18 protein-coding genes are annotated in these 23,726 nt (G+C 56.8%); 10 read left to right on the top strand and 8 right to left on the bottom strand.

Features of this window, described 5'->3' with window-relative positions; all coding sequences use genetic code 11:
* The first annotated feature begins 262 nt into the window (after positions 1-262).
* The gene (locus ACLGE8_RS20850; protein WP_035893246.1) at positions 263-469 is read left to right on the top strand and encodes a DUF1107 domain-containing protein; all 207 of its coding nucleotides are present in this window, start codon (positions 263-265) and stop codon (positions 467-469) included.
* A gap of 70 nt (positions 470-539) precedes the next feature.
* Here the strand turns inward: ACLGE8_RS20850 and ACLGE8_RS20845 are convergent, their stop codons facing one another.
* The 6 genes from ACLGE8_RS20845 to ACLGE8_RS20820 all read right to left on the bottom strand — a co-directional run bounded on the left by ACLGE8_RS20845 (position 540) and on the right by ACLGE8_RS20820 (position 8,234).
* Complete coding sequence (locus ACLGE8_RS20845; RefSeq protein WP_411000933.1) at positions 540-1,883, bottom strand: hemolysin family protein; 1,344 nt, start codon at positions 1,881-1,883, stop codon at positions 540-542.
* A gap of 260 nt (positions 1,884-2,143) precedes the next feature.
* Complete coding sequence (locus ACLGE8_RS20840; RefSeq protein WP_411000931.1) at positions 2,144-3,688, bottom strand: MFS transporter; 1,545 nt, start codon at positions 3,686-3,688, stop codon at positions 2,144-2,146.
* Positions 3,689-3,779: 91 nt separating this feature from the next.
* Positions 3,780-4,799 carry a Gfo/Idh/MocA family protein gene (locus tag ACLGE8_RS20835; protein WP_411000929.1) on the bottom strand — a complete coding sequence of 340 codons (1,020 nt, stop codon included), beginning with the start codon at positions 4,797-4,799 and terminating at the stop codon, positions 3,780-3,782.
* Positions 4,800-4,811: 12 nt separating this feature from the next.
* A complete protein-coding gene (locus tag ACLGE8_RS20830) occupies positions 4,812-5,879 on the bottom strand; it encodes a Gfo/Idh/MocA family protein (protein ID WP_411000927.1) in 1,068 nt (355 codons plus the stop codon).
* A gap of 2 nt (positions 5,880-5,881) precedes the next feature.
* On the bottom strand, positions 5,882-7,060 hold the full coding sequence (locus tag ACLGE8_RS20825) for a Gfo/Idh/MocA family protein (protein WP_411000925.1): 1,179 nt from the start codon (positions 7,058-7,060) through the stop codon (positions 5,882-5,884).
* 19 nt (positions 7,061-7,079) lie between these two features.
* Positions 7,080-8,234, bottom strand: coding sequence for a Gfo/Idh/MocA family protein (locus ACLGE8_RS20820; RefSeq protein WP_411000923.1), 1,155 nt, complete (start codon positions 8,232-8,234; stop codon positions 7,080-7,082).
* Positions 8,235-8,425: 191 nt separating this feature from the next.
* Between ACLGE8_RS20820 and ACLGE8_RS20815 the strand changes: the two genes are divergently transcribed.
* The gene (locus ACLGE8_RS20815) at positions 8,426-9,484 is read left to right on the top strand and encodes a LacI family DNA-binding transcriptional regulator (RefSeq protein ID WP_411000921.1); all 1,059 of its coding nucleotides are present in this window, start codon (positions 8,426-8,428) and stop codon (positions 9,482-9,484) included.
* On the opposite strand, the gene msrA is transcribed toward ACLGE8_RS20815, so the two are convergent.
* Positions 9,481-10,125 (bottom strand): peptide-methionine (S)-S-oxide reductase MsrA, encoded by a 645-nt coding sequence (gene msrA, locus ACLGE8_RS20810; protein ID WP_411000919.1) that lies wholly within the window; start codon positions 10,123-10,125, stop codon positions 9,481-9,483. The genes ACLGE8_RS20815 and msrA overlap by 4 nt on opposite strands.
* Positions 10,126-10,394: 269 nt before the next feature.
* On the opposite strand from msrA, the gene tamA reads away from it, so the two are divergent.
* The 3 genes from tamA to ACLGE8_RS20795 are packed head-to-tail and all read left to right on the top strand — an operon-like array spanning position 10,395 to position 16,248.
* A complete protein-coding gene (gene tamA / locus ACLGE8_RS20805) occupies positions 10,395-12,128 on the top strand; it encodes an autotransporter assembly complex protein TamA (RefSeq protein ID WP_411000917.1) in 1,734 nt (577 codons plus the stop codon).
* Entirely contained in the window at positions 12,125-15,901 is a 3,777-nt protein-coding gene (tamB, locus tag ACLGE8_RS20800) for an autotransporter assembly complex protein TamB (protein WP_411000915.1), read from the top strand. Before tamA ends, tamB begins: the two co-directional genes overlap by 4 nt.
* A gap of 2 nt (positions 15,902-15,903) precedes the next feature.
* Positions 15,904-16,248 carry a gamma-glutamylcyclotransferase gene (locus tag ACLGE8_RS20795; RefSeq protein ID WP_411000913.1) on the top strand — a complete coding sequence of 115 codons (345 nt, stop codon included), beginning with the start codon at positions 15,904-15,906 and terminating at the stop codon, positions 16,246-16,248.
* A 110-nt stretch (positions 16,249-16,358) separates the two neighbouring features.
* Here the strand turns inward: ACLGE8_RS20795 and ppa are convergent, their stop codons facing one another.
* A complete protein-coding gene (gene ppa / locus ACLGE8_RS20790; RefSeq protein WP_005134479.1) occupies positions 16,359-16,886 on the bottom strand; it encodes an inorganic diphosphatase in 528 nt (175 codons plus the stop codon).
* Positions 16,887-17,288: 402 nt separating this feature from the next.
* Here ppa and ytfQ point away from each other — a divergent pair, with 402 nt between their 5' ends.
* The 5 genes from ytfQ to ACLGE8_RS20765 all read left to right on the top strand — a co-directional run bounded on the left by ytfQ (position 17,289) and on the right by ACLGE8_RS20765 (position 23,549).
* Complete coding sequence (gene ytfQ / locus ACLGE8_RS20785) at positions 17,289-18,245, top strand: galactofuranose ABC transporter, galactofuranose-binding protein YtfQ (protein ID WP_123651118.1); 957 nt, start codon at positions 17,289-17,291, stop codon at positions 18,243-18,245.
* Between the two features lie 128 nt (positions 18,246-18,373).
* A complete protein-coding gene (gene ytfR, locus ACLGE8_RS20780) occupies positions 18,374-19,876 on the top strand; it encodes a galactofuranose ABC transporter, ATP-binding protein YtfR (protein ID WP_411000911.1) in 1,503 nt (500 codons plus the stop codon).
* 10 nt (positions 19,877-19,886) lie between these two features.
* Positions 19,887-20,912 carry a galactofuranose ABC transporter, ATP-binding protein YtfT gene (gene ytfT / locus ACLGE8_RS20775; protein WP_411000909.1) on the top strand — a complete coding sequence of 342 codons (1,026 nt, stop codon included), beginning with the start codon at positions 19,887-19,889 and terminating at the stop codon, positions 20,910-20,912.
* A complete protein-coding gene (yjfF, locus tag ACLGE8_RS20770) occupies positions 20,899-21,900 on the top strand; it encodes a galactofuranose ABC transporter, permease protein YjfF (RefSeq protein ID WP_411000907.1) in 1,002 nt (333 codons plus the stop codon). Before ytfT ends, yjfF begins: the two co-directional genes overlap by 14 nt.
* A gap of 86 nt (positions 21,901-21,986) precedes the next feature.
* Positions 21,987-23,549, top strand: coding sequence for a methyl-accepting chemotaxis protein (locus ACLGE8_RS20765; RefSeq protein WP_411000998.1), 1,563 nt, complete (start codon positions 21,987-21,989; stop codon positions 23,547-23,549).
* The last annotated feature ends 177 nt before the right edge of the window (positions 23,550-23,726 follow it).

The following is a 23,726-nucleotide window of genomic DNA, read 5'->3' as shown; positions in this document are numbered from 1 at the left end:
TGCGATCTATGTTTTTTTCCCGCAAAGGCGGTGCCAGTTTGTGGAGGAACGCACACAATCTCACTAAATCGAAGGCTTATACTGTGTTCGTCGTATAGCTGAAAAGAAAGTTCTGAATTATTGTAATAAAAAGGTAAATAAGGTCCTCTAAGATAGAGGACCTCTGTTGTTATGGACTATAGTTAACAAGTACTTCACTTTGCGCCCCGGAGCGTTGAGCCAAATGTGGACAACAAGGGCGTAGTACTTGCAGGAGATTAGAATGAAAATTTTCCAACGCTACAACCCGTTTCAGGTAGCCAAATACGTTAAGACCCTGTTCCGTGGACGGTTGTACATCAAGGACGTTGGCGCTTTTGAATTTGATAAGGGCAAAATCCTTATCCCAAAAGTCAGAGACATTCAGCACCTTTCTGTGATGTCTGAAGTTAACCGCCACGTGTTACGCCTACAGACTGACATGGCGTAATCAGAACACGATGCGGCAGAATTAAAAACGGCTCCCAATGGGAGCCGTTGATGTTTCTGGCACTCGCGTTTTACGCGGTGCGCTGTTCGCTTTCGATGATATCGGCCTGTTTCGGCACCAGCACCGTCGGCTTGTTATCAATGCGCGTCACCAGCAGCTGGTCGATGCGGTAGTTATCAATATCCACCACCTCGAACTTGTAGCCGGAGAACTTCACCGCATCGGTGCGTTTCGGGATTTTACGCAGCATAAACATCATAAAGCCGCCGATGGTTTCGTAGTTGTCCGACTGCGGGAAATCGTCGATATCCAGCACGCGCATCACGTCATCGATTGGCGTACCGCCATCGATCAGCCAGGAGTTTTCGTCACGGGCAACGATCTGCTCTTCCAGACCCTGGCCGACCAGGTCGCCCATCAGCGTGGTCATCACGTCGTTAAGGGTGATGATCCCCACCACTAGCGCGTATTCGTTCATGATAACTGCGAAGTCTTCTCCGGCGGTTTTGAAGCTTTCCAGCGCCTCAGAGAGGGTCAGGGTGTCCGGCACGATCAGCGTGTTGCGGATCTGCACGCCGCTGTTCAGCGCCATGCTCTGGTTAGCCAGCACGCGGTTCAGCAGGTCTTTGGAGTCGACATAGCCAATGATGTGGTCGATGTCTTCATTACACACCAGGAACTTGGAGTGCGGGTGTTCGGCGACTTTGTTTTTCAGGCTTTGCTCATCTTCGTGCAGATCGAACCAGATGACGTTTTCGCGCGGGGTCATGGATGACGGCACGGTACGGGATTCCAGCTCGAACACGTTTTCAATCAGCTCGTGCTCCTGCTTACGCAGCACGCCAGCCAGCGCACCGGCTTCCACCACCGCGTAGATATCGTCAGAGGTAATGTCGTCTTTGCGCACCATCGGCAGTTTGAAGATGCGGAAGATGATGTTGGCCATGCCGTTGAAGAACCACACCAGCGGCCGGAAAACCGCCAGGCAGAAGCGCATCGGGTTGATGATACGCAAAGCCACGGCTTCAGGCGCAATCATACCGATGCGTTTCGGGGTTAAATCCGCGAACAGGATAAACATCCCGGTCACCAGCGAGAAGGAGAGAATAAAGCTCAGCTGCTCGGAGAGTTCCGCTGACATATATTGGGAGAACAAGGAGTTGAATGCGGGAGAGAAAGCTGCGTCGCCGACGATACCGCCGAGAATGGCAACGGCGTTAAGACCGATTTGCACCACGGTAAAGAACATACCGGGGTTTTCCTGCATTTTAAGAACACGTAGGGCGTTGATATTGCCTTCATCAGAAAGCAGTTTCAGTTTGATCTTGCGTGATGCCGCAAGTGAGATCTCAGAGATAGAGAAGAACGCACTTACAGCGATCAGACAGAGTATGATTAATATACTGTTTAACATATCTTATCCAGCCCGTCGGGCCAGATCCTCGGAAGGGGAAGTTTATAAATCCGTGTGGAATACACATTGAAAACCGCCCCGTAGGTGATGGGGCGACAATTTCAGCGGTTAGTATAGCGTAAAGCACTGTAAAGCCGCCAGAGGTCACATTTTGTTTAGGTGGGGAGAGCGGTAGGCCGGATAAGCGAAGCGCCATCCGGCAATGCACGCGGGTTATGCCGGATGGCGCTTCGCTTATCCGGCCTACGGTGTGACTGAGGTTATCCGCTGGTGGCGAGCGATTTACCTTTCTCGTGCCCTTGCGGCTTTGCGTCCCACACCTCGTTATAGCCATACCCCGTCAGCGCCATAATCACCTCGCGCGTCTCCTGGTCGCAGTCCTCCGCATCTCCCCCTAACTTCCGCCGTGCCACCTCTTTAATCAGCAGGCTGTGCGTTTTCTGCGTCAGCTTAAAGCGATAGGTCATGTAGAAGCTCACGGCCAGCATCCCGGCGGTGGCGAACACCATCAGGCCGATGATCGCGTGTAGCGCGCTGGCAGGCTGTGCGCCGCCGCCTTTTACGAAACCGCTCTCCTCGAGCACGATACCAATCAGCATAATCGCTAGTGCGACGGTGCTTTTGCGCGTCAGCACCATCACGCCCGCGAAGATCCCTTCGCGACGCTGACGGGTGACAATTTCATCGACGTCAGGAATAAAGCTATAGATGTTCCAGGGAATGTAATACAGCCCGGCCTTCGCCAGACCCAGCAGCACGAACACGGCGGAAAACAGCAGCGTCGGCACCTGCAAATTACCGATATAGACGATAAACAGAAACGCCAGCACTACCATAATGCTGCCGTACGAGAGCCTCAGCGCTGCCGAAGGCGTGAGGTTAAATTTATTCATCAGCATCATAAAGCCGAAAGTACCGGGAATCGAAACAAAGGCAGCAATACTTAATAGCCCGGAGACCATTTCGGTATCGTGATGCAAGGCGTAAACCACGTAATAGGTAAATACCGAACCAAAAATATCCATCGCGGTAAATGAGCAGATGTAAATGATAATATGCTGACGAAATATTCTTATTTTGAATGAAGATATAAGATCAATAACCATGTATTTTAAATGGTTAAAAAGGCCGCTGCTCCGGTGACTATCGGATTGAAATTCATACTCCTCTCTAACGTCTTTCGCTTCCCAGGTACAAGCCCAGGTGGTAAATACCGCGATGCAATAAATGGTCGCAAAAACAATCCCGGTTAACGTGTAGGTGAGCGAATTATCTTTGCCGGTGTATTGCATAATAATACCCGGCACGGACACCGCTAGAAAACCGCCGAGCGCAGAGCACATCATACGTACGCCGGAGAGACGCGTACGCTCGCTGAAGCGGTTGGTCATTTCCGCCGACAGCGTTTCCCACGGCACCAGCACCATCGCGGAGAGCAGTTCAATGGAAAGATAGGTGCCCAGGTAGTACCAATAGTTCATGTCGGTAATCCACACCAGCGCGTAGAGAAACATCAGCGGGGAACTTATCAACAGGAAGAAACGGCGGCGGCCAAATTTACGGCCAAGCCAGGTATTACCAAAATTATCCGTAACATAGCCCATCACCGGGCTTAAAATAGCATCAATAATACGAGCAATAGCAAATATTGACCCGGCTTCTAAAACGCTCAGGCCACAATAGGTGGTGTAAAAGAATAAAAGCCAGGTTCCTATAACGGCAAATGCGCCGCCGCCAAATAAATCTGTTACGCCGTAGCCGATAGCGGTGCCATAGCCAACGCGGCGTTCGGTTGGTTTAACCATAATATTATTATTCCTGTACTGGTAGGGTGTCAGTGCAGAGTTACCCCTGCACCTTATATTATTGACAGCAGGAAAAATCGGATGACGATCGCTAGTTTATATTCACCCATTTCCTCAATAGTGACGAGTGGTAAATAGCATTAACTATCTGTAATGATTTGGCCGCCTCCGCAATATCGCAGTAGTCTGCACAAGCGGGATCGTTTAATGCCTGATAAAAATGGAGAATAGCCAGCCGGTGGCCGATTCCCCAGTAGCTTTTGCCGATGCCATCGGGCGCGGCATCGCTGGCAAGCTGCGTGCGTTCGTCGCCGCGGAACTGCCACAAGACGTTGTCCGTCAGGCGCAGCATTCCCCGTTCAAACTCCAGCTCAAGCAGCAGCGGCGAGTCGCTGATATGGCTGTTGCTGGCGTAAAACAGCCCGCGCGCGCCGTTGTGAAAGCGCAGGGTGACCATGGCGCTATCTTCAGTTTCAATCTCGTCGGCAAGCCAGGCGCTGTCGACGATCCCTTTCAGGCTCTTGACCCCCTCGCCAAACCACTGCATCAGATCCAGCGTATGAATCGCCTGATTAATCAATAGACTACCGCCTTCGGTGGCAAAACTGCCGCGCCACGGGCTGGCAGCATAGTAATCCCCGGAGCGCGACCAGGTGAGCACCGCCTTGATGGCGCGCAGACTGCCCAGCGTACCGTCGGCGATGCAGCGTTGAATGGCTAAGCTGGTGGGGTTCAGTCGATTCTGGTAGCAGACACCGACGCGACGCTGGTGGCGCGTTGCTGCTGCCTGAATCTCGTTGACCTCCAGCGGGTTCATCACTACCGGTTTTTCGCAGAAAACCTGTTTCCCTGCCGCCAGCGCGGCAAGGATCATCGGTTTATGCAGGTAGTGCGGCGTGCAGATATGCACCACGTCAATGGCATCATCCAGCAGCATCTCGCGATAGTCCTGATAAAAATGACAACCATAGTCGGCCGCAAGCTGGCTTCCTTTGGCGCTATCAATATCAACAATCGCGCGCAGGACAACGCCCGGCACATGGCGCAGCGCGTCTACGTGGCAGGTATGGATGGCGCCACAGCCGATAATGGCCGCATGACGTGTTTTCATTTCTGCCTCCCCTTATTCCACCGCGTTCGCCAGCATCTGCGCCTTCACGCACAATTCCGCCGCTTTAAAGGTATGTGCCTGGGTCATGGCGTTTTCGGTACGGTTCAGGCAGTCACGAATCAGCTCGCCGAAATAAGGGAAGCCCACTTTGCCCGCCACCGGATAGCGGAACTCGCCCTCTTTGTTGACCAGGTAGACCACATCCTGCTCGCCGTGGGTGATATCGACGTACTTACGGATTTCGATATAACCGTCGGTGCCGAGCAGAGTTAAGCGCCCGTCGCCCCAGCTGGAAAGGCCATCTGGCGTAAACCAGTCGCAGCGGAAGTAGCCAGTGGCGCCGTTGTCACCCGCCAGCATGGCATCGCCGAAATCTTCAAACTGCGGATACTGCGGATGGTTCACGTTGCGAACCTGGCTTGCCACGATGCGCGCATTGCTGTTGCCGGTATAAAACAGGAACTGCTCAATCTGGTGGCTGCCGATATCGCACAGGATGCCGCCGAAGAATTCTTTTTCGTAGAACCAGTCCGGGCGGCCAGAGCCTTCGCGGTGTGGGCCGACGCCCAGCGTCTGCATTACGCGGCCAATCGCGCCCTCGGCAACCAGTTGCCCGGCAAAGACCGCGCTTTCCACGTGCAGGCGTTCGCTGTAGTACACCGCATATTTACGGCCGGTTTCCGCCACTTTGCGCTTCGCGGCTTCCAGCTGCGCCAGCGTGGTCAGCGGGGCTTTATCGGTGAAGTAGTCTTTGCCGGCATCCATCACTTTCAGCCCTAGCGCGCAGCGCTCGGACGGAATCGCCGCCCCGGCAATGAGCTGGACGCTGCCGTCGTTTAAAATCGTTTCCAGCGTCGGCGCAACCTGCACCTGTGGGTATTGCTGCACAAACTTGTCGACCTTCGCCGGGTCCGGGTCATAAACCCATTTCAGCGTTGCACCGGCTTCAATCAGACCGTTACACATCCCGTAGATATGGCCGTGGTCTAACGCCGCCGCCGCAATAATAAACTCGCCCTCGCCAACAACCGGCTGTGGTTTGCCCACCGGGGCGTAGTTCATACCGTCTTTGATGCTCATGTTTATGCTCCTTTGTCCAAATCTTTACCCAACGGAATTGCGCCCACTTCGCTGAAGTTCTCGACCGATGCCGCCTTCTCGTAGAAGTGCGGGGCGAGGGAAACCAGGCCGCCGGTTTTATACCAGGGCTCATCCGGGCTGACGGGCAGCGTCACGACGCGCCCGGTAATGGAAGATTGATAGATGGCGGTAATCAGCTCGAGCGAGCGTTTACCCTGCACGCCGTCAATCAGCGGTTCGCCGCGCTGCTCCACCGCGTTCAGCAGGTCGTTAATCTGCCCGGTATGCAGCGTGTAGTTGAGCTTCGGCGTGTTGCGAAAGAGTGAGTCCAGCCGCGCTTCCAGCTCGTCGTTATGCTGCTCCTGCGGGAAGCCGTTATCGGCAGAGACGCTGGCCCACACGTCCCACGGCGCGGAGATACGTGCTTTGTCGCCCTGAATAACAATTTTCTGGTCTTCGCCGTGATGCACCACCGAGGCGGTCAACTGGGTCAGCGCGCCGCTGCTGTAGCGGAAAATGGCGGCGGAAAGGTCTTCAACTTCGGCGTTATCGTGGGCAACGTTGGTCATCATCGCCACCACCTCGGTTGGGAAGCCCAGCATCCACTGGATGGCGTCGATATGGTGCACCGCATGATTCAGGGTGCAGCCGCCGCCCTCTTTTTCCCAGGTACCGCGCCACCACAGGTCGTAGTAGCAGTGGCCGCGCCACCAGAAGGAGTCCACCTGCGCGTGGCAGATTTTCCCCAGTTCGCCGGAATCCACCACCTGCTTTAAGCGCCAGAAGGCGTCGGTGAAGCGGTTCTGGGCGATAATGGAGAGGATTTTGCCGCTGGCGCGCTGGGCGGCAATCATCGCGTCGCACTCTTCCAGCGACGCCGCCATTGGCTTCTCGCACAGCACGTGCTTACCGGCGTTTAGCGCATCAATACTGATTTGGGCGTGGACGTACGGCGGGGTGCAGACATCGACAATATCCACCTCAAGACCAGACTCCAGCAGCGCCTGATGGCTGCTGAATACCGTGGCGTTCGCCAGCCCGTAGCGTTCCTTCTTCTCCTGCGCTTTTTCCGGATAGATATCGACCAGCGCAACTATCTGGCAGCGGTCGGCAAATTCCTGATAGCCCTGAATATGGTTGTGGGAGATGTTCCCGGTTCCCACGATAGCAATGCGTAACATGTGTCTCTCCTGAGGCGGATTACCAGGTGCCGGAGGCATCCAGCGTTTTACTTTCGACCTGTTTTTCAACGGAGGTGGCGATGCGCTCGTCCAGCAGCTTTTTAAACAGCGCCTCGTCAAACGGCAGGTTGACCCAGTCGTCGGTCCAGGTGGATAGATGCATGGCGTTAGAGAGCGTCAGGCCGCGAATCCCGTCGGTGCCGTGGGCAATCAGCGGTTTACCGTGCAGCACGGCGTCGCAGAAGTTAGCGGTGACCACGTGGTGCTCGCTGCTCTCAGGTGGAGTTGGGATGATGACTTCCCAGCACTCCGGCTCGCCAAAGCCGTTCTGCCAGCGGGCGTTGAATTCTGGTTCGGATTCGCGCAGACGCCAGAAGCGCAGGCGGCCTTCTTCCACCACCACCTTGCCGCGATCGCCGGTGATCTCCAGACGGTTGGTTCCCGGCGCTTCTGCGGTGGTAGTAATAAATACGCCGGTCGCGCCGTTGGCGTACTCAGCGTAGGCGGTGACGTCGTTTTCCACTTCAATATCGCGGTGCTTGCCGAACTGGCAGAATGCGCGCATGCGTACCGGCATGCCGACCAACCACTGCCACAGATCGAGCTGATGCGGGTCTTGATTGAGCAGCACGCCGCCGCCTTCACCTTTCCAGGTGGCGCGCCAGCCGCCCGAGTTGTAATAGCTCTGCGAGCGATACCAGTTGGTGATAATCCAGTTGGAACGGCGCAGTTCGCCCAGCTCGCCGCTGTCGATCAGCTCTTTGACTTTCTGATACAGCGGGTTAGGGCGCTGGTTGAACATCATGCCGAACACCACGTTGCAGCCGCGGGCAAATTCGTTCATTTCGCGCACCTGGGCGGTATAAACCCCGGCCGGTTTTTCGCAAAGGGTATGGATGCCGTGGCGCATCGCCATCATCGACAGGCCCGGATGGTCGTAGTGCGGCGTTGAAACGATAACCGCGTCGATCAGCCCGCTTTTCAGCATGGTTTCGGCATCGTCGAATAGCGTAATGCCGTCGCCAACCAGCTGGCGAATGGCCGGATGCTTGCTGAGATCGTTATCGCACACTGCCGTCAGGCAGGCCTCTTTCACCGTACCTGCCATCAGGTAACGGGCGTGAAGGGTACCAATGTTACCCACGCCGATAATGCCAAAACGCACCTTATCCATGTTGCACCTTAACCGTGATAGGAATGACTGAAATCTGAAAATAGGGAAGGCGAGGAAAGCGGACAAACGGAATTTGTGAGAATGCTCGCAGGCTGGACAGGAATCTGCGCGGGAAACTGAAAATGGGTTTTAAAATCAGCAGAATGCATCTGCAAATATTTGCAAAATATGATTGCGAGCGAGGTCACACAATGCCAGGAAAGCTAAAAATGGATGAAATTGCCGCCCAGACGGGCTACTCGGTCAGCACCGTCTCCCGGGTGCTGAGCGGCAAATCCTATACCAGCGAAAAGGCGCGCGAGGCAATTGTGAAATGTGCTCGCCAGCTGGGTGTGCTGGACTCGCTAGCCAACGGACGGCTGCTGATTAACGGCATTGCGGTGTTTGCGCCAGAGCGCACGTTCCAGGGGCGCGGCGATACCTTTTATCTGGAGGTCACCAAAGGGATTGCCGAAGCCAGCGCACCGCATGATGTCTGGATCAGCCATTGTGCGCTGGAAGAACAGCATGCAGACGTGAAATTATTCCTCGAAAAAGCCAATCAGAAGAGCATCAATGCCGTAGTCATCATCGGCACGGACGACCCAACGATCCTCAAGCTGGCCAGCACGCTGAATAAGCCCTGCGTGCTGATTAACTCGATTGACCGGGAAATGGCGCTGGATTGCGTCTCGCCCGACCACCGGGCTATTGGCTTTACCGCGATGCGCTATCTCTTTGAACAAGGGCATCGGCGCGTGTTGACGATGACCTGCCTGCGCAGGGAGACCCTCTATGCGCGGCTGGACGGAATTAAAGAGGCCTATCGCTATCACCACGTGCCTTTCAACCCTCAGCACGACCTGTTAGTCACCGAGTGGTTTACGGCGGAGGAGGCGGAACGGGCGCTGGATACGTGGCTGGCGACGCACGATCGTGCGCAGTGGCCTGACGTTATTTTTCCCAACAGCACGAGCATGACCGATGGGGTGATGAGGGCGTTGCAGCGCCACGGGCTGCGCGTTCCAGAGGATATTTCGCTTATCACCACCGATTTCACATGGAATCTGGAAAATAGCCTGACCGCGCCGGTGACCGGTATTTGCGTCCCGTGCCGGGATCTCGGCATTGAGGCCGTGCATCTGCTGCAAACCCGGCTTAACCGGCCGCAGGCACCGGTTTATAATCTGTTATTGCAGGGGAAAGTCATGGACTACGGGACGGTGGCGAATGCCACGCGCCATGCGGCGCGCGTGGCGTTGGACGGTTAACCCTGCAGCTGAGGCGGCAGGCACACGCCAATCCCACCGATGCCGCAGTAGCCGTGCGGATTTTTGTACAGGTACTGCTGGTGCTCATCCTCGGCATAGTAGAACGGCTTCGCGTTGGCGATTTCGGTGGTGATGGTGCGCGCATCGCCTGAGAGGCGCATCGCCTCCTGGAACTGCTGCTGGCTGGCGTGGGCTTCCTGCTCTTGTTCTGGCGTCAGAGGGTAAATCGCCGAGCGATACTGCGTGCCCTGATCGTTTCCTTGTCTCATCCCCTGCGCCGGGTCGTGGTTCTCCCAGAATACTTTCAGCAGCTCGCCATAGCTGACGACCGTCGGGTCATACACCACGCGTACCGCTTCGGCGTGCCCGGTCAGGCCGCTGCACACTTCGCGATAGGTCGGATTTGGCGTATAGCCGCCGGTGTAACCCGCTGCGGTGCTGTAAACCCCAGGGATCTGCCAGTACAGACGTTCGACGCCCCAGAAGCAGCCCATGGCGAATAAAGCGACCTCCATCCCCTCCGGAACGTGCGTCATTGAGTGTTCGGTCACAACATTGAGCGTGGCAACCGGCATTGGCGTATTTCGTCCGGGTAGTGCATCCGATTGAGATACAAGGTTTTTCTTATCAACTAGACTCATGGGCCAGGCCTCCGGTGTACGGTAATTTCCGTTAGGGTTGTAACCGGGCGTGTCTTTTAACACAATAAACACGCCGAATACGTCTAAATTTAAACATAAGAATAATTTGGGGCTCTGTCTTTATTTCAACCCGACAAAGAGTGGGTTTTTTGAGCTGACGTTAAATGCCGTGCGCCTTTAGCGCGCAATTTTGGCGAAAACGCAGTCGTGGCCGCGGAGCGGACTTTCGTTTCCCGTTGGGGTGGGAACAAGGATATTCAGGAGAAAATGTGCGACAAATCCGCCAGTTATGTTTGGTGAGCTTGCTGCTGACCAGCGGTGTTGCCAGTGCAGCAAACGTCCGTCTGCAGGTTGAAGGGCTCACAGGCGAGCTACAAAAAAACGTGCGTGCGCAGCTTTCGACGATCGACAGCGATGAGGTGACCGCCGATCGTCGTTTTCGCGCACGCGTCGATGATGCTATTCGTGAAGGGCTGAAGGCTCTCGGCTACTATGAGCCGACCATCGATTTCGAACTCAAGCCACCGCCGGCCAAAGGCCGCCAGGTGCTGTTGGCGAAAGTCACGCCCGGCGAGCCGGTGCTGATTGGCGGCACCGACGTTATCCTGCGCGGCGGCGCGCGGACCGACAGCGATTATCTGGCGCTGCTGAAAACCAGGCCAAAGATTGGGTCCGTCCTGGATCACGGTGATTATGACCACTTTAAAAGCTCGTTAACCAGCGTCGCGCTGCGCAAAGGCTACTTTGATAGCGAGTTTAAAAAGAGCCAGCTCGGCGTATCGCTCGAACGTCATCAGGCGTTCTGGGATATCGACTATGATAGCGGCGAACGCTACCGCTTTGGCGACGTCACCTTTGAAGGCTCGCAGATCCGCGAAGAGTATTTGCAGCATCTGGTGCCGTTTAAAAAGGGCGATTATTACCAGTCCAGCGATCTCGCTGAACTGAACCGCCGCCTCTCTGCTACCGGCTGGTTTAACTCGGTAGTGGTGGCCCCTGAATTTGATAAATCCCGGGAAACGAAGGTGCTACCGCTGCATGGCGTCGTCTCGCCGCGCAGCGAAAACACCGTTGAACTGGGTGGCGGCTACTCCACCGACGTGGGGCCGCGGGTGAAAGCCTCGTGGAGAAAACCGTGGGTTAACTCCTACGGTCACAGCCTGACGACCAGCGTCAGCGTCTCCGCTCCAGAACAGCAGCTGGATTTCAGCTACAAAATGCCGCTGCTGAAGAACCCGCTGGAGCAGTATTACCTGGTGCAGGGCGGCTTCAAAAGTACCGACCTTAACGACACCAAAGCGGACTCCACCACGCTTGCCGTCTCGCGCTTCTGGGACTTGTCGAGCGGCTGGCAGCGCGCCATCAACCTACGCTGGAGCCTCGACCACTTTACCCAGGCCGATGTCACCAACACCACCATGCTGTTCTACCCCGGCGTCTCTATCAGCCGAACCCGCTCGCGCGGCGGCCTGATGCCAACCTGGGGTGACTCACAGCGCTACTCAATCGACTACTCCAACACCGCCTGGGGCTCGGACGTCGACTTCTCGGTGATTCAGGCACAAAACGTCTGGATCCGTACGCTCTATGATCGCCATCGCTTCGTGATGCGCGGCAACCTCGGCTGGATTGAAACCGGCGATTTCGATCGTGTACCGCCGGATCTGCGTTTCTTCGCCGGTGGCGACCGCAGCATTCGTGGCTATAAGTACAAGTCGATCGCCCCGCGTGACGATAAAGGCAAGTTGATTGGTGCCTCCAAACTGGCCACCGGCTCGCTGGAATATCAGTACAACGTGACCGGGAAGTGGTGGGGCGCGGTGTTCGTTGACGGCGGCGAAGCGGTCAGTGATATCCGCCAGAGCGACTGGAAAAAAGGCGCGGGCGTCGGCGTACGCTGGCAGTCGCCGGTTGGGCCTATCAAGCTCGATTTTGCTGCCCCGCTGGGTGACAAAGATGAACATGGATTGCAGTTTTATATCGGACTGGGGCCTGAACTATGACGTTATGGAAGAAGATAAGCCTCGGCGTGCTGATTTTTCTCGTGCTGCTGGTGGGGATCGTTGGGTTCCTCGTCGGCACGACGACAGGGTTACATCTGCTGTTTAACGCGGCAAACCGTTGGGTGCCGGGGCTGGAAATCGGCAAAGTGACCGGCGGCTGGCGCGATCTGACGCTGAAAAACGTCCGCTATACCCAGCCGGGCGTGGCGGTAGATGCCGGGGAATTCCACCTGGCGGTGGATCTCAACTGCCTGTGGCACAGCAGCGTGTGTGTGAATGACATTGCGCTTAGTAACATCAACGTGGCTATCGACAGCAGCAAAATGCCGCCTGCCGCGCCGGTGAAAGAGGAGGACAGCGGCCCGCTGAACCTCTCCACGCCGTACCCGATTACCCTCAAGCGGTTCGCGCTTAACAGCGTCAATATCAAGATTGATGACACCACGGTGTCGGTGATGGACTTTACCAGCGGCCTGCAATGGCAGGATAAAAACCTGACCCTAACGCCAACCACGCTGCAAGGGCTGCTGATAGCCCTGCCGAAAGTGGCTGACGTGGCGCAAAAAGAGGTGGTTGAACCGAAAATCGACAACCCGCAGCCGCAGGAAAAACCGCTCGGCGAAACCATGACCGAGCTGTTCTCCAAACCGGTGCTGCCGGAGATGACCGATGTTCATCTGCCGCTAAACCTGAACATTGAGTCCTTTAGCGGCGAGCAGCTGCGCATTACCGGCGACACAGACCTGACGGTCTACAAAATGCTGCTGAAGGTGAGCAGCATCGACGGCAATATGAAGCTCGATGCGCTGGACGTTGACTCCAGCCAGGGGACGGTGAACGCCAGCGGTACCGCGCAGTTGATCAACGACTGGCCGGTAGACATCACGCTCAACAGTACGCTGAACATGGACCCGCTAAAAGGCGAGAAAGTGAAGCTGAAAGTGGGCGGCGAGGTGCGTAAGCAGCTGGAGCTGGGCGTGAATCTCTCCGGCCCGGTGGATATGAGCCTCCGTGCTCAGACGCAGCTGGCGGAAGCCGGGCTGCCGTTCAACCTGGAAATCAACAGCAAGCAGCTTTACTGGCCCTTTACCGGCGAGAAGCAGTATCAGGCCGATGACCTGAAGCTGAAGCTCGGCGGCAAGATGACCGACTACACGCTCTCATTCCGCACCGCGGTGAAAGGGCAGGGCGTGCCGCCAGCGGATATCACGATTGACGCGAAAGGCAACGAGCGGCAGGTGAGCCTCGACAAGCTGACCGTGGCCGCGCTGGAGGGGAAAACCGAACTGACCGCGCTGCTCGACTGGCAGCAGGCAATCAGCTGGCGCGGCGAACTGGCGCTTCGTGGCATCAATACCGCGAAGGTGGCGCCAGACTGGCCGTCGAAGCTGGATGGCCTGATTAAAACGAACGGCAGTCTCTACGGCGGCACCTGGCAGATGAACGTACCGGAGGTGAAAATCACCGGCAACGTGAAACAGAACAAGGTAAACGTCGATGGCTCAATGCGCGGCAACAGCTATATGCAGTGGACCATTCCAGGCCTGCACGTGGCGCTGGGTAACAACACCGCCGACGTGAAGGGCGAGCTGGGGGTGAAAGACCTCAACCTGGATGCCAACATTGATGCGCCGAAGCTCGACAACATGCTGCCGGGCCTTGGCGGCACGGCGAAAGGGCTGGTAAAAATTCGCGGTACGGTGGAAGCGCCGCAGCTGCTGGCGGATATCACCGCGCGCGGCCTGCGCTGGCAGGAGCTGTCGATTGCTCAGGTACGTGTGGATGGCGACGTTAATTCCACCGACCAGATTGCCGGTAACCTTGACGTGCGCGTAGAGCGTATCGTCCAGCCGGGGGTGAATATCGGCCTGGTGCATCTGGCAGCGAAAGGCAACGAAAAGCAGCACGCGCTGCAATTGCAGATTCAGGGTGAACCGGTCTCCGGCCAACTGGCGCTGTCGGGCAGCTTCGACCGCAAAGAAGAACGCTGGAAGGGGGCGCTAAGCAATACGCGCTTCCAGACCCCGGTTGGCCCGTGGTCTATTAACCGCGATATCGCGCTGGACTACCGCAATCTCGAACAGAAAATCAGCATCGGGCCGCACTGCTGGGTGAACCCGAACGCCGAGCTGTGCGTGCCGCAGACGATTGATGCCGGAGCTGCGGGCCATGCGATAGTCAACCTTAACCGCTTTGACTTAGCGATGCTCAAACCGTTTATGCCGGAAGCGACGCAGGCCAGCGGGGTGTTTAGCGGTAACGCCGACGTCACGTGGGACACCACCAAAGAGGGGCTGCCGCAGGGCAAAGTGACGCTCTCCGGGCGCAACGTGAAGGTGACGCAAATCGTCAACGATGCGCCGCTGCCGGTGGCTTTCGACACGCTGAACCTGAGTGCCGATCTGCACAACAACCGCGCCGAGCTGGGCTGGCTTATCCGCCTGACCAACAACGGCCAGCTGGACGGGCAGGTACAGGTCACCGACCCACAAGGGCGGCGTAACCTGGGCGGTAACGTCAATATCCGTAACTTCTCGCTGGCGATGATTAACCCGATTTTCTCCCGTGGCGAAAAGGCAGACGGTAAGCTCAATGCGAACCTGCGTTTGGGGGGCAACGTGCAAAGCCCGCTGCTCTATGGTCAGATGCAGCTGAACGGTGTCGACGTGGACGGCAACTTTATGCCGTTCGATATGCAGCCAAGTCAGATAACCATGAACTTCAACGGCGCCAGCTCAACGCTGCTTGGCGATATTCGTACCCAGCAGGGGCAAATCAGCCTGAACGGGGACGCGGACTGGCGGCAGATAGACAACTGGCGGGCGCGTATTGCCGCCAAAGGCAGCCGGGTGCGTATTACCGTGCCGCCGATGGTGCGCCTGGATGTGTCGCCGGACGTTGAATTTAAAGCCACGCCAAGCCTGTTCACGCTGGATGGTAACGTTGATATCCCATGGGCGCGTATTGTGGTGAAAGACGTGCCGGAAAGCGCCGTGGGTGTCTCCCGCGACGAAGTGATGCTCAACAGCAACCTTCAGCCGGAGAAAACGCAGTCCGCGTCGATTCCTATCAACAGCAACCTGAATATCCATGTCGGCAACAACGTCCGTCTGGATGCTTTCGGCCTGAAGGCGCGCCTGACCGGTGACCTGAAGGTGGCGCAGGATAAACAGGGGCTGGGGCTGAACGGGCAGATCAACATTCCGGAAGGGCGCTTCCACGCCTACGGCCAGGATTTGATCGTGCGTAAAGGCGAACTGCTGTTCTCCGGCCCGCCTGATCAGCCGTTGCTGAATATCGAAGCCATTCGTAACCCAGACTCTACCGAAAATGATGTGATCGCCGGCGTTCGCGTCACCGGCTCAGCCGATCAGCCTAAGGCGGAAGTCTTCTCCGACCCGGCGATGTCGCAGCAGGAAGCGCTCTCCTACCTTGTGCGTGGGCAGGGACTGGACAGCGGCCAGAGCGACTCTGCGGCAATGACGTCTATGCTTATTGGTATGGGGGTTGCACAAAGTGGTCAGGTTGTGGGTAAAATCGGCGAGACGTTTGGCGTAAGTAATCTGGCTCTGGATACGCAAGGGGTGGGTGATTCCTCCCAGGTGGTGGTCAGCGGTTACGTATTGCCAGGTCTGCAGGTGAAATATGGCGTGGGGATCTTTGACTCTTTAGCGACGCTCACGTTACGCTATCGCCTGATGCCTAAGCTGTATCTGGAAGCGGTGTCTGGCGTAGACCAGGCGCTCGATTTGCTCTATCAGTTTGAGTTTTAGCAATGCGAATATTTGTGTACGGCAGTTTACGGCGCAAACAGGGTAACAGCCACTGGATGACTAACGCCCAGTGGCTGGGCGATCACAGCGTTTTCGATTATCAACTGTACAGCCTGGGCCACTATCCAGGCGCGGTGCCCGGTGATGGCACGGTACACGGTGAGGTTTATCGGATCGACGCGTCGACGCTGGCCGAACTGGATGCGCTGCGCACCAAAGCGGGCGAATATGCACGTCATCTTATCCAGACGCCTTACGGTAGTGCCTGGATGTATGTCTATCAGCGCCCGGTCGACGGGCTGAAGCTGATAGAAAGCGGTAACTGGTTGGACAAAGACCAGTATTGAATATGACAACGCCACCCCAGGGTGGCGTTGTTTTTTTGTCTTGCTGATATCGGGTTCCGCACAAACAAAAACACCGCCCGAAGGCGGTGCTTTGTCACGCTCGAAAAATCTTATTTCTTCGCGCGCTCGAAGGAAGCAACGATTTCAGCTTTAGCCGCTTCAGCGTTGTCCCAACCGTCAACCTTAACCCATTTGCCCGCTTCGAGGTCTTTGTAGTGCTCGAAGAAGTGGGTGATCTGCGCTTTCAGCAGGTCTGGCAGGTCGTTCACATCTTTGATGTGATCGTATTCTTTGCTCAGCTTGGTGTGCGGTACCGCAACCAGCTTCGCATCTTCACCTGATTCGTCGGTCATTTTCAGCACGCCAACTGGACGGCAGCGAATGACGGAACCTGGCTCCAGTGGGTATGGAGTTGGGACCAGAACGTCTACCGGGTCACCGTCCAGAGACAGGGTGTGGTTGATGTAGCCGTAGTTGCACGGATAGAACATCGCGGTGGACATGAAACGGTCAACGAACAGCGCGCCGCTCTCTTTGTCGACTTCGTATTTGATAGGATCTGCGTTAGCCGGGATTTCGATGACTACGTAGATATCTTCCGGCAGATCTTTACCCGCAGGGACGTTGAGTAAGCTCATGTCTGTTTCCTTTAGAATGTATGGCAAACTAGTGCCCGGTATTATAGCCAACTCGCCGGGAAAGTCTTGACCTGTTTTACGCCTCTCCCCCTGGAACCCGGCCTTTTCAGTGTCTTCTTACGACAGAAAAATCCATAAACGTAGCCACATCATGAATAAAATCATGAAACCGTTTACAGCACGGTAAAAAATGGCGGCGTCACGGTCAAAAAAAACACAAAAACGATTGCCATCAATGGGTGCGCGACGCCTACTCCTTCCTGAACTCTGATGTTCGCTGCTAATTAACAAATAATTTACTTTTTTGAATTGTGATGTAACGCATTCCGTTACATATCCCATTGTCTATAGTTTTCCCGCAGAGGAATATTTGACCAACAATAACCCTACGAGGATAACTCTATGTGGAAGCGTTTACTTCTTGTCACAGCAGTTTCCGCAGCCATGTCGTCTATGGTCATGGCTGCTCCTTTAACGGTGGGATTTTCGCAGGTCGGATCTGAATCCGGCTGGCGCGCGGCGGAAACCAACGTCGCGAAGCAGGAAGCGGAAAAACGCGGTATCACCCTGAAGATCGCCGACGGGCAGCAAAAACAGGAAAACCAGATTAAAGCCGTTCGCTCGTTTATCGCTCAGGGCGTAGACGCCATCTTTATCGCCCCGGTGGTCGCCACCGGCTGGGAACCGGTGCTGAAGGAAGCTAAAGAGGCCAAAATCCCGGTCTTCCTGCTCGACCGCTCCATTGATGTTAAAGATAAATCGCTCTACATGACCACGGTCACCGCCAACAACGTGCTGGAAGGCCAGCTGATTGGTGAATGGCTGATTAAGACCGTCGACGGCAAACCGTGTAACGTCGTCGAACTGCAGGGTACCGTCGGCGCAAGCGTGGCGATTGACCGTAAGAAAGGCTTCGCCGATGCGATTTCAAAAGCGTCAAACATCAAGATTATTCGCTCCCAGTCCGGCGACTTTACCCGCAGTAAAGGTAAAGAGGTGATGGAGAGCTTTATCAAGGCGGAGAACAACGGCAAGAACATCTGCATGGTTTACGCCCATAACGACGACATGGTGATCGGCGCAATCCAGGCTATCAAAGAGGCCGGGCTGAAGCCGGGCAAAGATATCCTCACCGGCTCCATTGACGGCGTGCCGGATATCTACAAAGCGATGATTGCCGGTGAGGCCAATGCCAGCGTCGAGCTGACCCCGAACATGGCCGGCCCGGCGTTTGATGCGCTGGAGAAATTCAAGAAAGACGGCACCATGCCGGAAAAAGTGACGCTGACCAAGTCCACGCTGTATCTGCCTGATACGGCGAAAGAAGAGTTGGAGAAGAAGAAAAATATGGGCTATTAAGCGGGTTGTACCCTCACCCCAACCCTCTCCCTGAAAGGGAGAGGGAGCCGGGCGGTGCGGGTTACACGTTGGGCACAATATGTTCCCTCTTCCCTTCGGGGAGAGGGCCAGGGTGAGGGGGAGCGCACATGACCACTGAAACCAACCCGGAAATCCTCCGCACCGAGGGGCTCTGCCAGTACTTCCCCGGCGTTAAGGCGCTGGATAACGTCAACTTTAGCCTGCGGCGCGGTGAAATTATGGCGCTGCTCGGCGAAAACGGCGCGGGAAAATCCACGCTCATCAAGGCGCTGACCGGCGTCTACCACGCCAACAGCGGCAGCATCTGGCTGGAAAGCCAGCAAATCAACCCGAAAAATACCGCCCATGCCCAACAGCTGGGGATTGGCACCGTCTACCAGGAAGTGAACCTGCTGCCGAACATGTCGGTGGCGGACAACCTGTTTATTGGTCGTGAACCGAAGCGCTTTGGCTTTATCCAGCGCAAAGAGATGGAAAAGCGCGCTACCGAGCTGATGGCCTCCTACGGCTTTTCCCTCGACGTGTGTGAGCCGTTAAACCGCTTTTCTGTCGCGATGCAGCAAATTGTCGCTATCTGCCGGGCCATCGATCTCTCAGCAAAAGTGCTGATCCTCGATGAACCGACCGCCAGCCTCGACACCAAAGAAGTGGAGATGCTCTTCACCCTGATGCGCCAGCTGCGCGATCGTGGCGTCAGCCTGATCTTTGTCACCCACTTCCTCGATCAGGTCTATGCGGTCAGCGATCGGATCACCGTACTGCGCAACGGATCGTTCGTCGGCTGCCGGGAAACCGCCGAGCTACCGCAGATTGAACTGGTCAAAATGATGCTGGGCCGCGAACTGGAACATCAGGCCCTTCAGCGCGCCGGGCGCACGCTGCTCAGCGATAAACCGATCGCCTCGTTTGAGGGCTACGGCAAAAAAGGCACCATCGCGCCGTTCGATCTACACGTTCGCCCCGGCGAGATCGTCGGCCTGGCGGGGCTGCTGGGATCGGGACGTACCGAAACTGCCGAGGTGATCTTCGGTATTCATCCAGCCGACAGCGGGCAAGCGACGATCAAGGGCAAACCGCAAACCCTGCGATCGCCGCATCAGGCCTCCTGCCTCGGGATCGGATTCTGCCCTGAGGACAGGAAAACCGACGGCATTATTGCCGCGGCCTCGGTGCGGGAAAATATCATCCTCGCACTGCAGGCCCAGCGCGGCTGGCTGCGGCCGATCCCGCGCAAAGAACAGAACGACATTGCCGAACGCTTTATCCGCCAGCTGGCAATCCGCACCCCCAGCGCCGAGCAACCGGTAGAGTTTCTCTCCGGCGGCAACCAGCAGAAGGTGTTGCTTTCCCGCTGGTTGCTGACGCGCCCGCAGTTCCTGATACTCGACGAACCGACCCGCGGGATCGACGTGGGCGCCCACGCGGAGATCATTCGTCTGATCGAAACGCTCTGCGCGGATGGTCTGGCGCTGCTGGTTATCTCATCTGAACTGGAGGAGCTGGTGGGCTACGCCGACCGGGTGATCATCATGCGCGATCGCCAACAGGTAGCGGAGATCCCGCTCGATAAGCTCTCCGTCCCTGCCATCATGAACGCTATTGCGGCCTAAGGAGTACACCGTGATGCCTCGATCCGTTCCTCAACCCGGCCAGCCCGCGCGACGTTTTCGCTGGCCGCCGGGCATGCCGCAGATTGCGGCGCTGATTCTGGTGCTGCTGGTGGATAGCCTCGTCGCACCGCACTTTTTCCAGATAACGCTACAGGATGGCCGTCTGTTCGGCAGCCCGATTGATATCCTCAACCGCGCCGCCCCGGTGGCGCTGCTGGCGATTGGCATGACGCTGGTGATAGCCACCGGCGGTATCGATCTTTCCGTGGGCGCGGTGATGGCGATTGCCGGGGCGACCGCCGCCTCGATGACCGTGGCCGGGCACAGCCTGCCGGTGGTGCTGCTGGCGGCGCTGGGCTCCGGCGTGCTGGCGGGGCTGTGGAACGGCATCCTGGTTGCCATCCTCAAGATCCAGCCCTTTGTGGCGACGCTGATCCTGATGGTGGCCGGGCGCGGCGTGGCGCAACTGATCACCTCCGGGCAGATCGTCACCTTCGACTCGCCGTCGCTGGCGTGGATTGGCAGCGGCAAGTTTCTGCTGTTTCCGACGCCGGTGATTATCGCGCTGGTGACGCTGGTCCTCTTCTGGCTGCTGGCGCGTAAAAGCGCCCTCGGCATGTTTATTGAAGCGGTAGGGATCAACATCCGCGCGGCGAAAAACGCCGGGGTAAATACCCGTATTGTAGTGATGCTGGCCTATGTGCTGAGCGGTGTCTGCGCGGCCATTGCCGGCACCATTGTAGCGGCGGATATTCGCGGGGCTGATGCCAACAACGCCGGGTTGTGGCTGGAGCTGGATGCCATTCTGGCGGTGGTGATTGGCGGCGGCTCGCTGATGGGCGGGCGCTTTAACTTGCTGCTGTCGGTGGTCGGCGCGCTGATTATTCAGGGTATGAACACCGGTATTTTGCTCTCCGGGTTCCCGCCTGAACTGAATCAGGTAGTGAAAGCAGTGGTGGTGATGTGCGTGCTGATCGTCCAATCGCCGCGCTTTATTCAGATGCTGAAGAGGGTTCGCCGCGATGATAAAACGTAATTTACCGCTGATGATCACCCTGGGCGTGTTCATTCTCGGCTATCTCTACTGCCTGACCCAGTTTCCCGGCTTCGCGTCCACGCGGGTGATTTGCAACATCCTGACCGATAACGCCTTTCTGGGCATCGTGGCGGTAGGGATGACCTTTGTGATCCTTTCCGGCGGTATCGATCTCTCCGTCGGTTCGGTGATCGCTTTTACCGGCGTGTTCTTAGCCAAAGCTATCGGCGTATGGGGGCTGTCGCCGCTGGTGGCCTTCCCGCTGGTGCTGGTGATGGGCTGCGCCTTCGGTGCGTTTATGGGCTGGCTGATTGATGCCCTGAAGATCCCGGCGTTTATCATCACCCTTGCCGGGATGTTCTTTCTGCGCGGCGTCAGCTATCTGGTTTCCGAAGAGTCGATTCCTATCGACCATCCGCTCTATGACACCCTCTCCGGGCTGGCGTGGACTATTCCCGGCGGCGGTCGCCTGAGCGCCATGGGGCTGCTGATGCTGCTGGTGGTGATTCTGGGGATCTTCCTTGCTCACCGTACCCGCTTTGGCAATCAGGTGTACGCCATCGGCGGCAATGCCACCTCGGCGAACCTGATGGGGATTCCGACCCGCAGCACCATCGTGCGCATCTATATGCTGTCGACCGGGCTGGCGACGCTCGCCGGTATCGCCTTCTCCATCTATACCCAGGCGGGCTACGCGCTGGCAGGCGTTGGGGTAGAGCTGGATGCCATTGCCTCGGTGGTCATTGGCGGTACGCTGCTGAGCGGCGGCGTGGGGACGGTGCTCGGCACGCTGTTCGGCGTCGGCATTCAAGGGTTGATTCAGACCTACATCAACTTCGACGGTACGCTCAGCTCCTGGTGGACGAAGATCGCCATCGGCATTTTGCTGTTTATTTTCATCGCGCTCCAGCGTGCGCTGACGGTGCTGTGGGAGAACCGCCAGAACGCGGCGGTGACCCGCGTAAGCCCGGCAGTAACAAAGGACTAACACACTGAAACACTAATGTTTTTCCGGTAGCGGCCGATACTGACTTTTTACGCCAAACAGTACCCCTGCTACCGGACAACACTATGATGCTAAAAACGCTCTCTATCCGTACCGGCTTGCTGTCCCTGCTCGCCGTGATGACCCTGCTGCTGGTTTTAGTCAGCGGCATCGGCATTTATGCCCTCACCAAAAGCTCCACTTCTCTGCAACGTATCGACCATCTGCAAAGCGACCAAATGACCCAACTGAACGAAGGTTACACACTGCTATTGCGTGCGCGTAACGAAGCTAGTCAGGCGGTCCGCTTGATGGAAATCGGCATGCTGGACGATGCGACGAAAGCGGTAAAAGTCCTTAACGGTGAAGTCGCTCAGGGGCAAAAGATTATTGCCGAAGTGGGCCAGTCTTCCATGGATGACGCCGACGGTGCGCAGCTGCTGGCGAACGTGACCAAAAGCTTCGAAGCCTACAACACGCAAGGGATCGTGCCGATGCTGGCGGCGCTGAATCAACAAAACGTCGACGCCTATTACGATCTGCTGGAAAAGACCATGATCCCGGTCTCCCGCCAGTTTGATGAGGCGATCCACGCGTTTCAGGACTGGGGTGAGTCTCGCGGCCAGATTGAAATCGCAGCGGTGCACAGCACCAAAAACCGCGTGCTGGCGCTGATGGTTATCGCCATTCTCCTGACCGCAGGCGTAATGGCGCTGGGCTGGCTGCAGCTGCGTCATCTGCTGCTTAAACCGCTGGCGGCGGCGATTGCTCAACTGGAGCAGGTGGCGGCGGGGGATTTAACCCATTCACCGCTGAAGGCGCGCAGCGCGGAGATTAAGCGCCTGAACGTGGCGATTACCGGTATGCGCGAGTCGATGATGAACTCGGTGATGCGCGTGCGGGATGCCAGCTCGCAGATTGACGTTGGCAGCCGTGAGCTGACAGCGGGCAACAACCATCTGGCGCAGCGCACCGAGTCGACGGCGACGTCGCTTGAGCAGACCGCGGCCAGCATGGAAGAGATCACCGCTACCGTGAAGCAGAACGCCGATAACGCCGACCAGGCGCACAAGCTGGCACAGGAAGTCTCAGATACCGCCGACCGCGGTAGCGAAATGGTCTGCTATGTGATTGAAAAAATGCAGGATATTTCCGGTAGCGCCAATCGTATCGCCGATATCCTCAGCGTGATTGACGGGATTGCCTTCCAGACTAACATTCTGGCGCTGAACGCCTCGGTAGAAGCGGCGCGAGCGGGTGAGCAGGGACGTGGATTCGCGGTGGTGGCGGGTGAAGTACGTAATCTGGCGAGCCGCAGCGCGGATGCCGCCAAAGAGATTCGTCAGCTGATTTCCGCTTCCCAAACCCACGTCAGCGAAGGCAGCGACCTTGCGCAGCAGGCGGGGGAAACCATGGATGAGATTGCCAGTGAAGTGATGCGTATGACCAAGCTGATGCGCGAGATTGCCAGCGCGTCGCAAGAGCAGAGTCGCGGCATTGAGCAGGTGAATATTGCGGTAAGTCAGATGGATGAGACGGCGCAGCAGAACGCCGCGCTGGTACAGCAGTCGTCAGCGGCAACCCGTTCGCTGGAAGAACAGTCGCAGGCGCTGGTGGCGGCGATGTCATCATTCCGGTTGCAGGTGTCGTAATCGGGTTACCGATTTTGTAGGCCGGATAAGGCGTTTACGCCGCCATCCGGCAATATCACCGCATCGTGCCGGATGGCGCTTCTGTATGACCGGATACATAGGTGACAGATCAGACCGGGAACATAGGTAACACTTTTCAGTCTATCCGGACCACACTCTGGGTTTTCCGGTCGTAGT

The sequence above is a fragment of the Kluyvera sp. 142486 genome (assembly GCF_046569695.1).
GTDB lineage: Bacteria > Pseudomonadota > Gammaproteobacteria > Enterobacterales > Enterobacteriaceae > Kluyvera.
This window is presented reverse-complemented; position numbering and strand designations above follow the sequence as displayed.